This window comes from Luteolibacter sp. LG18, assembly GCF_036322585.1.
Classification (GTDB): domain Bacteria; phylum Verrucomicrobiota; class Verrucomicrobiia; order Verrucomicrobiales; family Akkermansiaceae; genus Luteolibacter.
This window is the reverse complement of sequence record NZ_AP024600.1, coordinates 3,199,300-3,212,960: the sequence shown is the minus strand read 5'-3', so window position 1 is coordinate 3,212,960 and position 13,661 is coordinate 3,199,300. Positions and strand designations below refer to the sequence as shown.

10 protein-coding genes are annotated in these 13,661 nt (G+C 67.0%); 2 read left to right on the top strand and 8 right to left on the bottom strand.

From position 1 onward, the window contains the following. Positions 1-540: 540 nt before the first annotated feature. Positions 541-3,540: a BNR-4 repeat-containing protein gene (locus tag llg_RS13130; protein ID WP_338285126.1), complete on the bottom strand. Its 3,000-nt coding sequence runs from the start codon at positions 3,538-3,540 to the stop codon at positions 541-543. 344 nt (positions 3,541-3,884) lie between these two features. Further along, complete coding sequence (locus tag llg_RS13125; protein WP_338285125.1) at positions 3,885-4,157, bottom strand: GNAT family N-acetyltransferase; 273 nt, start codon at positions 4,155-4,157, stop codon at positions 3,885-3,887. A gap of 182 nt (positions 4,158-4,339) precedes the next feature. On the opposite strand from llg_RS13125, the gene tnpA reads away from it, so the two are divergent. Beyond that, positions 4,340-4,774 carry an IS200/IS605 family transposase gene (tnpA, locus tag llg_RS13120; RefSeq protein WP_338285124.1) on the top strand — a complete coding sequence of 145 codons (435 nt, stop codon included), beginning with the start codon at positions 4,340-4,342 and terminating at the stop codon, positions 4,772-4,774. 136 nt (positions 4,775-4,910) lie between these two features. On the opposite strand, the gene llg_RS13115 is transcribed toward tnpA, so the two are convergent. The 6 genes from llg_RS13115 to llg_RS13090 form a co-directional block, all read right to left on the bottom strand. Beyond that, on the bottom strand, positions 4,911-6,221 hold the full coding sequence (locus llg_RS13115) for a hypothetical protein (RefSeq protein WP_338285123.1): 1,311 nt from the start codon (positions 6,219-6,221) through the stop codon (positions 4,911-4,913). Between the two features lie 237 nt (positions 6,222-6,458). Continuing rightward, positions 6,459-9,047, bottom strand: a complete 2,589-nt coding sequence (locus llg_RS13110; RefSeq protein WP_338285122.1) for a hypothetical protein — start codon at positions 9,045-9,047, stop codon at positions 6,459-6,461. Between the two features lie 290 nt (positions 9,048-9,337). Continuing rightward, positions 9,338-10,597, bottom strand: coding sequence for a hypothetical protein (locus tag llg_RS13105; protein ID WP_338285121.1), 1,260 nt, complete (start codon positions 10,595-10,597; stop codon positions 9,338-9,340). 224 nt (positions 10,598-10,821) lie between these two features. Continuing rightward, positions 10,822-11,136, bottom strand: coding sequence for a DUF779 domain-containing protein (locus llg_RS13100; RefSeq protein ID WP_338285120.1), 315 nt, complete (start codon positions 11,134-11,136; stop codon positions 10,822-10,824). 87 nt (positions 11,137-11,223) lie between these two features. Then, a complete protein-coding gene (locus llg_RS13095; RefSeq protein ID WP_338285119.1) occupies positions 11,224-11,538 on the bottom strand; it encodes a hypothetical protein in 315 nt (104 codons plus the stop codon). A gap of 52 nt (positions 11,539-11,590) precedes the next feature. Continuing rightward, positions 11,591-12,835, bottom strand: a complete 1,245-nt coding sequence (locus llg_RS13090) for a hypothetical protein (protein WP_338285118.1) — start codon at positions 12,833-12,835, stop codon at positions 11,591-11,593. A gap of 204 nt (positions 12,836-13,039) precedes the next feature. On the opposite strand from llg_RS13090, the gene llg_RS13085 reads away from it, so the two are divergent. Beyond that, positions 13,040-13,624 (top strand): TMEM175 family protein, encoded by a 585-nt coding sequence (locus llg_RS13085; protein WP_338285117.1) that lies wholly within the window; start codon positions 13,040-13,042, stop codon positions 13,622-13,624. The last annotated feature ends 37 nt before the right edge of the window (positions 13,625-13,661 follow it).

Here is a 13,661-nt window from a genome sequence, read left to right as displayed (position 1 = left end):
ACGAACCCTCTTCTCCCCGGTCGCCCCGGCGGTGCGACCCTACCTTCGCAGCGCGCCTCTGGAGGTAGGGTCATCTCGCCGAGATGACCGGGCAGTGGACGGCGTCCGCGGGAAAGAGATCGTCCCCACAAACGAAGGGATGGGGCGGGCCCATGGCAGCGGACGAACCCTCTTCTCCCCGGTCGCCCCGGCGGTGCGACCCTACCTTTCCGGAGTGCCTCTGGAGGTAGGGTCATCTCGCCGAGATGACCGGGCGGTGGACGGCGTTCGCGGGAAAGAGATCGTCCCCACAAACGAAGGGATGGGACAGGCCCATGGCAGCGGACGAACCCTCTTCTCCCCGGTCGCCCCGGCGGTGCGACCCTACCTTCGCAGCGCGCCTCTGGAGGTAGGGTCATCTCGCCGAGATGACCGGGCAGTGGACGGCGTCCGCGGGAAAGAGATCGTCCCCACAAACGAAGGGATGGGACGGGCCCATGGCAGCGGACGAACCCTCTTCTCCCCGGTCGCCCCGGCGGTGCGACCCTACCTTGGCGACCCTCACGGCGTGGTACTGGAGAACCGGTAGAAGCGCTTCGCCTGCCCCGCACCGCCCACATGCGGGAAGGCCATCACGGTGTTCTTCCCGGCCACCGGGCTGCCGACGTTCTGCCAACTACCTGCTCCCAGGGTGGCGGAGGTCTGAAGCTGGTAGGTGGTCCCCGCCGCGGCGGCCACGCTCACCACGCTGTCCGCCCCCACGAACGCCAGCGACACCGGAGAGGCCGCGGGGATGCCCACGGCGAAGTCCAGCACGTGCAGCGGCGTGGCGGTCGCGGTGGTGGTGGCGCTATCCTCCTGGATGTAAACCGAGAGGATGTGGTCGGCCGTGAGGCGCGCCTGGTCGATCAGCGGCTCGCCGTTGAAGGCGGTGTCATGCACCTGCACCACCTCCCAATCGGTGTAGCCGGAGGCCTTCGAGGCGCTGGCGACGACGAGCTTGCCGGGCTTGTAACCGGGGACGTCGATGGTGGTGGCGGTGGTGTAGACGGCGTAGACGTTCCCCTCCGTGTCCCAGCCGATCTTCGGGCGGGAGTTCACCGGCCACGCGAGATACGGCAGGCGGCGCTGCGACCACGCACCGGTCTGCGGATCGCGGAAGTAGTGGTAATAGGCCGTCTCCTCGGTGGTGAAGACGGCGTCCCCGGAGGCCCACGCGGCGTCCGCTTCGGCGCGGCGGTGGAGCATCAGCACGTGCAGGCGGCCATCCGCGTCCACGCTCTGGGACTGCTGGTTGATGAGGTGCTGGCGGCCGTCCAGCACCTTCATGATGATGCCGGGCGAGTTGACGTTGATCGATTGGCCCGCGGCGGTGTTCGCGATCACCGCCCCGGCGTTGTTCCGCCAGTTCACGCCGCCATCGGTACTATAGGCGTAGTGGATGTCATGGTTCGCGGCGTCCGTCTCGCGGTAGGTCCAGGTGTGGTGGAGTGTGCCGTCCGGCCCGAAATCGAAGCCGTTCTCATACGCGTTCCGGCTGGTGGAGGTGATCACCCCTCCCCCGCCGCCCACGCCGGTGTAGGAGCCTTCCTTGGCGGAGAATTTCCACGCCAGCGTCCAGTTCGAGGTGGCGGGCTGGTAGCGGTGCAGGATGTGGTCCCCGGCGGAGGTGGAGCCCACGCGGTATTCGAAATAGAGGTCGCCGTTCGGCGCGGTGACAAACATCGGGTAGCTCACGCCTGTGATGAGCGTGGCGGAGGTGGTGAGCCACTGCTGCTCCGCGAGCAGCGAGGACGCCTGGCCCCACGCCGCGGTATTGGTGGTGCACAGCCCGGCGATCGAGCGGCGGTAGCGCAGGTTGTTCGTGTGGTGGTCCCACGAGAAATGGAACGAGCCATCCACGGGCGAGATACCGAAGGCGATCACGTTGTGCGCGTCCCAGTTGCCCTCGTCGCCATTGAGGAACTCCGAGCCGGTGTCCCACGTTTCCCACGCACCGGTGCTGGTGGCACTCACGCTGCGGCGCGCCAGCCAGACGTTCTGCACCGTGCCGGACATGGAGTACCAGGCGGTGTACTGGTAGCCCTGGAAGGTCTGCAGGATCTGCTTCTGGAACGAGACGCCATTGATCGCGCGGCCGTAGAGCGTGGTGGGCGCGGCGGGCATCAGGCAGGCGGTGGACGTCACGGTGGTGTCCCGCAGGAAGGCGACGCGCGGCGATTTCCACGCGGGGTGCGAGGCCGCGGAGAGCGGGTTGGTACCCGCGACCATCTCGGCCTGGTTGGTGTAGCCGTCGCCATCCGGATCGTCATACGCGCCGTAGCCGTAGCCGCCGAGATTCGCCAGCTCCCAGGTGTCCGGCAGACCGTCGCCATCGACATCGCCCGGCACCGAGTTCGGGTTGGTGGGATCGGTGCCGGCCTGGTACTCCTGCTTGTCGGTGAGGCCGTCTCGGTCGTAATCGCCGGTGCCATTGCGGGTGGTGGTGCCGAAATACGCCTGCTCCCACGAATCCGGCATGCCGTCGCCATCGCCATCCGGCGTGGACGAGGCCACGGTGGGATCGGAGCCGGCGCTGAGCTCGTCGAGATTGAAGAAACCGTCGTGGTCGAAGTCGTCGTTGGCGTTCTGGGACAGCCCGCCGAAATAAAGCTGCTCCAGCGTGTCGTCCATGCCGTCGTTGTCGGTGTCGACGAACTGCCAGTGGAAGTCCCCGGCGGCGCGCGCAACCTTGCTGATGCGCACTTCATCGAGCTTTCCCTGGAACCACTCGCCCGCCGGGCCGCGGTTCTCGTTCCCGATCGCGAGCGGTCCGACCGCCGCGCCCTGGGCGGTGCCGATCACGGCGGCCTGGCTGGCGAGCAGGTTGGCGCGGCCATTGGTGCCCTTCAGCGCGGCGAGGCTGGTCCAGTAGAGTTTCAGCGTGGTGCCATCGTAGGTCACGGCGGCGTGGTACCAACCGTTCGCGGCGAAGGCGTGCTGGCCGTTGGCCGGGACCGCCGCGAGGATCTGCCCGCCGCTGGTGGCCGCGATGGCGTTGAACTCGAGCTGGCCCGCGGTGTTCAGCCGGAACTGGAACCCGCGCGTGCCGGCGACGTTCGTGTCCACCGAGAGAATCTCCTGGTTCACGTTGATCACGGACGGGCACACCAGTGCCTCGATCGTGAACGGCGTCTGGCCGCCATTGCCGATGTTCAGCGTGGTCAGCGCGAAACCATCCGCCGAGCCATCGCCTTGATACGCGCCGGAGCCGTTCTTGTCCCAGCCGATCAGATAGCCGGAGCTGAGCGCGGCGGAGCGGGTGAAGCCGGAAAACGCCGCGGCCCCGAGCACAGCGGTCACCACCGGCGGCGTGTTGCTGGCGGTGGTCATGTTCACCGTGTAGGCATTCCCGCCCAGCGTGCCCGCGTTCGGCGTGACCGAGCCGGTGGATTCATCCAGATGGAAAAGCAGCAGCGTGTTCGCATCCGCGGTGTACGGAGCCGCGCGGCCAATGCCCGCGAGGGCGACCGTGGCGGCGACGAACAACGGCAGTGTCGGGAACGATTTCGGAAACGGCATCGGTGGGTTTTGGCAATGAACGGAAACGATCGCGCGGAACCGCAGGGAGGGGGATGCGCGGGAAGGAACCGCTTCCGCCCGCTGGGTTCACGGGTGGGTCTTGGGAAACGGCGGAAGCGGCGACGACATGCGGGGCCGTGTACGCGCCCCTTCGGACAACCAAGGTCCAAGCCAATGAGTATGCATCACAATCTACACGCGGGTTCCTCCGCGGCATCCCATAATTCCGGGCATTTTCCCACACCTAAGGCCGCCACGGGCGATTTCCACCCGTTTGGGGGGGAAGGAAGCATAGGTCCCATAGGACTTATACGACCGATAGGTCCTATTCCTGAAAAGCCGCCCTACGCCCGCAGGTCCGCGTGCTGCGGATGCCGCTGGAGATAGACCGCCGCGTAACCACAGACCGGCAGCACCTTCCACCCGCGCTCGCGGGCCAGCGCCAGCACGCCCTCCATCAGGCGGCCCGCGGTGCCCTTCCCGCGCAGGGCCGGGTCCGCCTCCACATGGGGCAGCACCAGCACGTTGTCCCGCAACTGGTAGTCAGCGAAGGCGAGCTTTCCCTCCTCCACCAGCTCGAAGCGGCTGAGCGCCGGATTGTCCGTCACCGGATGCATGGTCCTTCCATCGGCGTGGTCACGGGCGGGGTCAAGGGGGGATTGGGATGACTGGTCCGAGATCGGCATTTCTCTGAGCCCGGAGGGCGACGCTCTTCTAGCCGGGGTGCGCAAGCCCCCGGAACACGCGCCCGATTTATCTTCTCAAGCCCCGGAGGGGCGGCGCAACGTAGGCTCTGGTCATGCCATCCACCTTCTCTGCTCTCCACGTTCATGTGATCTTCTCGACGAAGGAGCGCCTGCCATTGATCCTTGCCGCGTGGAAGGATCGGCTGCATGGATTCATGACCTCCATTCTGATCCATCGGGACGTGGAACCGCTCGCGATCGGCGGAGTGACGGATCACGTCCATCTGCTGCTGCGATTGAAGCCGATCCATTCCCCGGCGGAGATCGTGCGGGAATTGAAATCGGTGACATCAAAATGGATCCGCGAAGAGCGCCTCGATGCGGCCTTCGCCTGGCAAGAGGGCTACGGAGCCATCAGCGTGAGCCCGTCGAATGTCCGGGCCGTCTGTCGGTATATCGAAAACCAGGAGGAGCATCATCGGGGCCGCACCACCGAGGAAGAGTTCCAGGATTTCCTAAAGAAGGTGATGGCGGACTCTCCGCGGTGAGAGTTCATCGCTGCGTCGCCCCTCCGGGGCTTGGGATTCAGAGGCGGCGTCATCCGGGGGCTTGCGCACCCCGGCTGGAAGAGCGCCGCCCCTCACGGGGCTGAAGAAGTCGCCACGGCGGTGCGACCCTACCTTTTCACCACGGCAGCCGCACCGGGTCGGCGTGGAGGCCGTCGATGCCGGACTCGCGGGCGGCGAGGGTCCTACGATAGGCATCGTAGATGAAAGGCTCGTTCTCCACCGGATCGCGGGTGACGCCGGTGACCGGGCCGGTGGCCGCGGGGATGCCTTGCTTCTCCAGCGCCAGCAGGTCGATGGCCGCCTGGTGCAGGCTCAGCACGCGGATCGCGCGCAGGTACTGCGCCTTGCACGGGCCGCCGGCGGCATTCCACACCACCAGACCGCCGAACTCGCGGCTCTTTCCGGACAACGAGGCGAACCCCTCCGGCTTCGAAGTCACCGGTTCCGTCGCCCACTCGCAGCAAGTCACCGTTCGCAGACGGTTCACCGCGGCCTCGTAGGTGGAGGCGTAGACGCGGGCCAGCGTGGCGGCGTCGTTCGGCTGGTCCGGGTTGCGGTCGTCGAGGATCGAGGGCAGCAGGAAGAAGCGGGACGAGGTGACATACTCGCCGCGCACCACATCCGCGAAGTCCGCGGGCGTGTAGCGGTAGCGGGCCAGCGCCGCCTTCCACTTCACCAGGTCCGCCTCCTTGCCGAGCGCGGGCAGGAGATACTGGAAGGCATACCGCTGCACCTCCAGGTCCAGCATGATGCGCACGGCCTCGCCGAGGATGTTCGGCGTCTCCACGTCATGGAAATGGTTCGCCAGGTTGCCGGTCAGCTCCACGTAGCGGAGACACATCGCCTCGTCCCCGCCCTCCGCGGCCAGCCGAGCCTTCATCAGCAGGATGGTGGAGGCGTAGCGCGCCGCGGTCTGGGAAATGAAACCATTGAAATCCGGCGGCATGGCCGCGGACGAGCGGTGCTTCAGCGCGGCGATGCGTTCGACCCGCCCGACCAGCTCCGCGTTCCGCGAGAACTGCTGCCGCGCCGCGTTCGCATCCCACGGCTCGGAGTTCGCCAGATAGTCACGGAAATCCGCGTCGCCCGGGAATCCGGGGAACCGCCCGCCACCGCCCAGCAGGTGCATCTGCAGGTAGCCGTTCTGCTCATCCGGCACCGGATGCATCTCCACGCCCAGCGCGGGGAACTCCGTTTCCAACTGGCGCATCTGCTGGTCCACCGGCTCCCGCAGGCGGACCCGGTCCTCCGGCATCGGCATCCGGTAGCCGATGTCCCAGTTCCCCAGCGAGGCGAGGAACCCGTGCTGTGCCTGAACGTATCCGGGGGCGTCGCTCGCGCGCTTCCACGCCCAGCCCCAGACCGCACCGGCCCCGAGCAGGAAGGACATGGAGGCCACGAACAGGCGTGAAGGCCGGTATTTCATCGGCCCGGACTATCAGGAATACGTAAAATCCGCAAGTCAAGAGCACCCCACGCGATCACGGAGGTGTTAGGGTGTTAGGAGCAAACGGAAGGTAGGGTCATCTCGCCGAGATGACCGGGCGGAGGACGTCGTTAGCAAGGAACGACGCCGTCCCATCGGATGAAGGGGATGGGGCGGACCGGTGGGGAGCGGACGGGACTGTTCGACCCGGTCGCCCCGGCGGTGCGACCCTACCTTTCACATCCCCACCGGCTGCCATGCCTCCACCTTCACGGTCTTCCCGCCGAGGGTGGCGGTGACCGGGCGGTCCGCCTCCAGCGCGGTGACCTTGCCGTCCTTCAATTGCAGGATGAACGCGCAGGTTTCGCTGAAGGTCACGTCGTCCTTGCCATCGCGGTCGAGGTCGATCGCCTTCCCCTCCCCGCCCGCCGAGGTGCGGCCGGTGTAGAGCGTGCCGGTCACGCGGCCGAGCACCGAGGTGAAGTCCGCGCCCTTCCGCTTGAAGCTGGCGCGCACCTCCGCCGCGGTGGGATCGCCCGCAGAGCGCGGATAGACGAAGGTCTCCACCGTGCCACCCTGGGCATCGGCGAGCACGGCCGGACGGAAGTCCCCGTAACCGCCGCGCACGGCGGGAGCGGTGGTGTCGAAACGATGGCCGGGTTTCAGCGCGATGAACGCCTGCTGGTCGTTCTCCGGCGCGGGCGACACCGGGTAAACGCGGAGCTGGTCGATCTTCGGGCCGTCCGCGTCGATGGGCTCCAAGCGGATCGTGTTCGCCCCGGCGGCGAGAGTCGCGGGAACGAGCAACTGGTGCGAGGGACCCTCCCCGGTGGCGATGAAGGCGAGGTCCGGCAGCGGCTTGCCGTTCACCTTGAGACGCATCTTCTTCGTCACCCCCTTCACGGGCAGCGCGTAGCTGAAGCCGATCGTGGTAGGGCCGGCCTTCGCGGATTTCACGCCGGCCCACTCGATCGGACCCTCCGGAGCCCTGGTGGCGGGCGCGCTGACTTGCAGCGGCTCGCCGTTCGCGAGCGGGTAACGGGTGGTGGCGATGCCATTGGCCACGGAGGTCTCCAGCACCGTGCGGCCATCGAACTCCAGCAGCGGGCAGACCACGCCGAACTTCTCCTTCCCCCAGGAGGCAGTGTCCACCAGCGCGCCATCCGGCGTGAGGGTCACGTTCATGGTGAACGTCGGCCCCTGCGCACCGGCCATCGGCGCGATGGTGAAGGTGCCGCGCGTGAGCAGCGGGTGGACGAACTCCGCCTGGAAGCGGCCGGTGAAACGCTTCGGCTCCAGGCACACGCGCGTCCACTTCCCGCCCTCCTCGAACACCGGCGAGAAGCTCAGGCCATCGCTGAAGTCCGGATTCACATGCCCCGCGCCCGGCCCGAGCCTGCCATCCCAGCCGGTGCGGCTGATGCGGGTGATGCCGAGCGTGTGCCACTGCACACCGCCGTACTTGTCCGTCTCGCCGCGGGTGCAGATCTGCGCCTGCATGCCACCGGCATTGAGGAACACGTTCGCGAACGAGGGATCGAGCGTCATCACGTAGCCGCCGATTTCCGAAGGGATCGGCTGCTCGGTGATCTCCGTCTTCTTCGCGCCAAGCGTTTCCGAGCAGCACGCGAGCGTGAAGCCGAGGTAGTTCGCCACGCCGCTCCAGGTGGCGTAGCGGTTCTTCAGCGCGGCGGGGAAACGGTTCTTCGTGATCGAGAACCAGCCGTTCTCCTGCTGGAAGCGCGCGTGGCTTTTCAACAGCAGCTCGACGGCATGGCGATACTGCCCGGCCAGCCGCGCGTCACCCTCGCGCAGCGCCGCCTCGGACATGAGCTGGAAGGAGTTCGCGTAGATCGTGTCGTCCCAGATGTGCTCGCCGGTGCGGCCGCCGCCGGGAGCCTCGCCGGAACCGCTCAACATCAGCAGCGAGGACTTGAGGTTGTGCGCGATGATCGCGCGCATCTCGGCGGCCGAGGATCCGTCGTAGCCGCTTTCCAACCCGTCGAGCAAGTTGGCGGTGGTGGCACCGTTGTAGGCGAAGGTTTCCGGGTCCGCGGTGTCGTCGTGGTAGAGGAAGAAATTCGGCTTCAGCCCGTGCTTGTCCAGATCACGGCGGAAGCGTTCGCGTTGCCCGCCTTCCGCGGCCACCAGCCAGTTCGCCTCGTTCCATTTCACCGCGTCGGTGATGTAGCCGTCCTGCTGGCGGAGCCACTCGCCCTTCATCGCGAAGGTGCGCCAGTTCTGCTTCACGGTGAGGTTCATGAAGCTGGCGCGCGGCGTGGTGAGCGCCTTCTTCCACGCCGCCAGGCGGGCCTCGCTGATCTCCGGCGGGCGCGGCGAAAGTTTCTCCAGCAGGCGCACCGCCTTCACCATCGGCGCGATGAAGAACTCGCCGTGGCCGTCGTTCGCCTTGCCGGTGGAGATGTTCAACGAGGCGCGGTCGAGCGCGCGGGCGGCGGGCTCGGCGAGCGATGCCGCGCGGCCGCGGCTGAGAAGGGTGGCGGCATTGAAGGCGAACAGCGGCGTGCCATACTGGATCTCCTTCTTGTCGATCGGGTCGAGGATCGCGCCGTTCATTTTGTCCGCGGCATCGTTCGCGTTCCAATGCTGCATCGGCGCCATCGCCAGCATCGCCTTCTCCATCTGGTCGAGCAGGTCCTTGTCCGCGGCCTTCACCGGCTGCCATGGGCGGGCGGTGAGATGCCAGCGGAAGTCCGGCAGATCGGCCGGCACGCTGGACGGGACCGGCTCGGCGGCGAGCGCGGTGCGGGCGGCCAGCAGCACGAGCGCGGCGCAGGTGGAGAAACGCGTGGGTTTGCAGAGCATCGGGCGAATCCTACCGCAGAACATCCCGCCGCGGCAATGGAGTCGAAGGGGGGGAAATGGGGGGGCGGGAGGCCGGAGGCCTCACGCCAGATTCAAGAATCCAGAACTCAGAATCCAGAGAAGAGGAAGAGGAGAAGAACCAGGGGAGTGCCCTTCCCAGGTTATAGGACCTATAGGTCTTATAGGACGTATAGGTCCTATTTCTCCGGCCCGGGTGGCCATGTAGAGCCAGAAAGAACCAGAGAAGCACTCGTCCTCTTCTCTGGATTCTGGACTCTCGGCCAAGCCGCCTAAACCACCTGCCGCCTCCGCCGGACCTGCTCTTTCCACCACCGTCTCACCGCGGAAAAGCCCCGCGCCAGCGCGTGGTCCCGGATCTCGGTGACGCCGAGGTGTTTCCCGACCGCTTCTTCCCGACCACGGTAGCGCGGTAGGAGCAGCAGGACCTTCGCGCCATCCGGGTCCTCCGGCGAACACACCACCAGCGCCGGGGAAATCACGCCCTTCGCCAGCGCGGGTCTGCCCGCCGGCAGCGGCACCACCCGCTCCGGCCCGAAGCCCCACGGCCGGTGGCGGAACTCAACCGCGCCCTCCACCGACACCGCGACGCGCCCGGCCGTGCGCACCGGCACCCCGGGCAATTTCCCGAGCGCGAACGCATGCGGGCGCTCATCGGTGGCGTGGCGTCGGCCGAACCACGGCAGCAGCACGTCGAGCGCGTAGCGGGTGCCGAACGACGACAACCGCATCGTGGCCGGAGCCAGCCACAGCGCCACCAGGATGATGCACACGCACAGCCCTGCCGCAATCCACGGCGAGAACGCATAGAGCAGCGCGATCAGCGCCACCACCGCCACGCGGACGAGTTTCAACGCCGCATCCAGCAGCGAGAACGGCGAGAGGATGATCAGCACATTGATCGCATGGCCGGTGAGCCACACCGCCAGGAACGCCACCACCGAGGCGACCGTGAACACCACCACCATCGAGACCGAGGCCACCGACATGCCGGTGAGCGAGGCAATGGGCACCAGTAGTGCCACCGGCCCGTCCGGGGAGGCCGCCTGAAAGTGCCGCGCCATTTCCCGCGCGATGAACGGCACGAAAGCGGCGCTCGCCACCACCGCGCTGGCCTTGTTCTCGAACAGCTCCACCATGTCGAGCGGCTTCTTCAGCACGCCCGGCACCGCCGTGCCGAAGGTGTCCTTGCAAAAGCACAGCAGCAGGATCGCGTAGCCGCAGCCCCACGCCACCGGGTGGCAGAACCACGGCAGCGCCCCGCGCGCGGCGGCATCGGTGTGGAAATAGCGCCACGCCCCCACGCTGGAAACACCGAGCAGCGGCGAGATCGCCACACCGGTGACCTCGGTGACGCCCTGCGCCAGATCCACGCCCGGCAGGCGGTCGGTCTGCGGGCCCACGATCTTGTCCACCAGCGTCGGCGGCTGCGGCGGTTTTTCGGCGATCGTTTCCGCGCGCGCGGTGGTGCAGGCGAGCGCCATCGCCATCATCACGGCCACCAGGGCCAGGCATCGCCGGGGAAGGGTCATGCCGGATCATGACAAACCGCGGGCGGCACGAGTAGTCGAAAGCGGAGCGCGATTTCCAAGCGGCGGAGGTAGGGTCGCACCGCCGGGGCGACCGGGTCGTGGGGATTCGTCCGCCGCCACGGGAGCGTCCCATTCCCTTTGGCTGGGTGGGCGGAGTTGGATTCGCGGACAGCGTCTTCCGCCCGGTCATCTCGGCGAGATGACCCTACCTTCGCAACGCCCCCTCACCCCTCCGCCACCAGCAGGTGGAAGCGCAGGCCCAGCGGCACCTCCAGCGAGAAACCCGGGCCGCGACCCGGCTTCACGTCGATCGTCAGATCCTGCCAGTCCGCCACGTGGGACTCCGCCATGTAGAACGGGCAGCCGTGGATCTCCCCCACCCGCACGTCCGCCAGCCCCAGCCGGAACTCGCCCGCGCCGTAACACATCGGCTGCGCCCCCTCGCCCGCGTGGTGGAACAACAGCGGGCCGAACTGGTCGCGCAGCCGCTCGATCACGGCGGCCGCGGCATCGGTGACGACGACTCGGGCAGGGTTCATGGCAAGGGGGGCGGGTTTCAGGGATAGCCGGAGACAAAAGTCCCAAACCTCGCCCTACGTGCCTGCCGTGCCGTTTCTATCCGATAGTCACTTCGGCAGCTTCTTCAGGTACTTCGCCGGGTCCTTGTCGAAGTCCTCGCGGCAATCGTTGCAGCACAGTTTGATCTCCTGGCCCTTGTAAACGAAGCTCACCGGGTCCTTGCCCTCCTCCTTCAGCTTCTCGCCGGAGACGATGCAGGTGTCCAGCGGGTAGGGCTTCGCCTTCTCCTTGCCCTCCTTGGTGGCGGGCTGCTCCTTTTTCTCCTCCTTCGCGGGCGCGGCCTTCGGTTTCTCCTCGCCGCGCGAGCACGGGGCGAGGGCCAGCAGCAGGGCGGACAAGACGACGGTGGATCCCAAGTTCATCACCCGTGAACGGAGCGCAAATCCCCGCCGGGTGCAAGCACGCCCGCCGCGGCTACCGCGTCACCCGGCACCGCAGGAATGCCCCGCCGCCCGCCGTGCCGACGGCATCCACCAGATAGAACGTGCGGTAGCTCCAGCCCGGAGTCAGGGCCGGCAGACCATCGGCCAGCGCCGGGAAAAGCTCCGCCACCCCGGCCTGGAATGGTCCCGCCGGGGACTCCGAGCCCTCGATCACATAGCCCGTTTCCCCCTCCGCCACCAGCGGACCGGTGCCGGTGAAGACCACGCCATTCGCCACCGCCAGCGTGAGCACGAGATGACGCGTGCCACCGATCTCCGCGATTTCCTGCCGGGACTTGCCCGCAGGGGCAGCGCCATCGAGCGCGTACTCCAACAACCTCCCGGGCTGCACGCCCGCCACCGCCGCTCCGCCGTGGGACGTCTGCCATGCCGCGAAGGAAACCGCCGCGGGCACCCGCACCAGCCCCGTGCCCCGGATCCGGTCCGTCTTGTGATCCGCCGCGGAATCCAGCGCCCCCCAGGTCCCCGGAGCCTGCGGCACCCCATCGAAGGTCAGCATGCCCACCGTGTCCGTCCCGGTGTACAGCAGCTCGGCATAGGTCCCGGTGGAAAGCTCCAGCGTGGCGGTATCGGAAAGCGAGTCCACCCACATCCGCAGCGAGCCGCCGAGGATGCGCGTGTCCCCGCTGTAGCTGCCCGCCGTTTCCAGAGCGACCTGCCCGCCGCCGGTCTTCACCAGCGAACCACCGCCGGAGACCGTGCCGCGGAACAAGACATCGCCACGCCCGGCGATCGTCAACCGGTTCGGCCCCAGCGAGAGATCGTTCTCCACGCGGATCCATTTTCCGGAAAGCACCGACCACGTCTGCGGCTCGGACACGAACACCTTCACCCCCTGCCCCGCGCTGGCCGAGCCGAGATCGACCGCGCCATACTCAGCGGCGATCTCGATGCCACCCGCCCCGAGCTTCAGCGAGCGGGTGGTGCCGCCACCTTTGAAGGTGGTGATGCCGTTTCCTGCATCGAACCGCAGGCCGTGGATGCCCTGATCGCCATTCAAGCTCACCGTCGGACCGGTGTAGCCGGAGTATTTGAAATGTGCCTGATGGTTCCCACCCGGCACCACCGCGGGATCGGGAGTCACGGCGGTGCCGCTCAGCGACCAAGCGGACAGGTTCGTCCACGACGTGCCGGAGTTGTCCCAATACACGTCCACCGGAGCGGCGGAGGCAAGGGCCGGAGAGATGAGGGGCAGCAGCAGCGCTCGGGAGTTCATTCGCCCTACGGGATAGCTATTTTGTATTCTCATTGTAAATCCAAATGATGCACTGTGAAGTTATTTTCACCATCCTTCCAATCTCCCCCCTCTACAAGATCATCACGCTTCCGCCGCAGGACCAATGACATATGAATCTCGGGGGCGAAACCGCTGGCCACCCCTCGTCCTTGCCCCCGGCCGCCCGGCTGTTAGCCTCCGGCCATGGAGAAAAACCGGCTCGAGGCCTTCAGCGACGGCGTCCTGGCGATCATCATCACCATCATGGTGCTGGAAATGAAGGTGCCGCACGTGAAGACCCTGCCCGAGCTGATGCCGCTGCTGCCGGTGTTCCTCAGCTACGTGCTGAGCTTCATCTACGTGGGCATTTACTGGAACAACCACCACCACATGCTCCACCTCACCCGCCGCGTCACCGGCGGCATCCTGTGGGCGAATCTCCACCTGCTGTTCTGGCTCTCGCTGTTTCCCTTCGTCACCGGCTGGGTGGGGGAAAGCCACATGGCCGCGGCGCCGCTGGCGCTCTACGGCGTGGTGTTGCTGATGGCCGCGATCGCCTACGTCATCCTCCAGGCCGCGATCATCCGCCACCAGGGGAAGGACTCGCCGCTGGCCCAGGCCGTGGGCGGCGATTGGAAGGGCAAGGTCTCGCCGCTGTGCTACATCGGCGGCATCGTCCTCGCCTCGTTCGTGCCGTGGCTCTCGATCGCCTGCTACATCGCCGTCGCCCTGATCTGGCTGGTCCCAGACCGCCGCATCGAGCGCTTCCTCTCGCAGCACGAAAAGTAGCACAAGCATTCCTGCTTGTGGGTCGGGAGATCCGCGC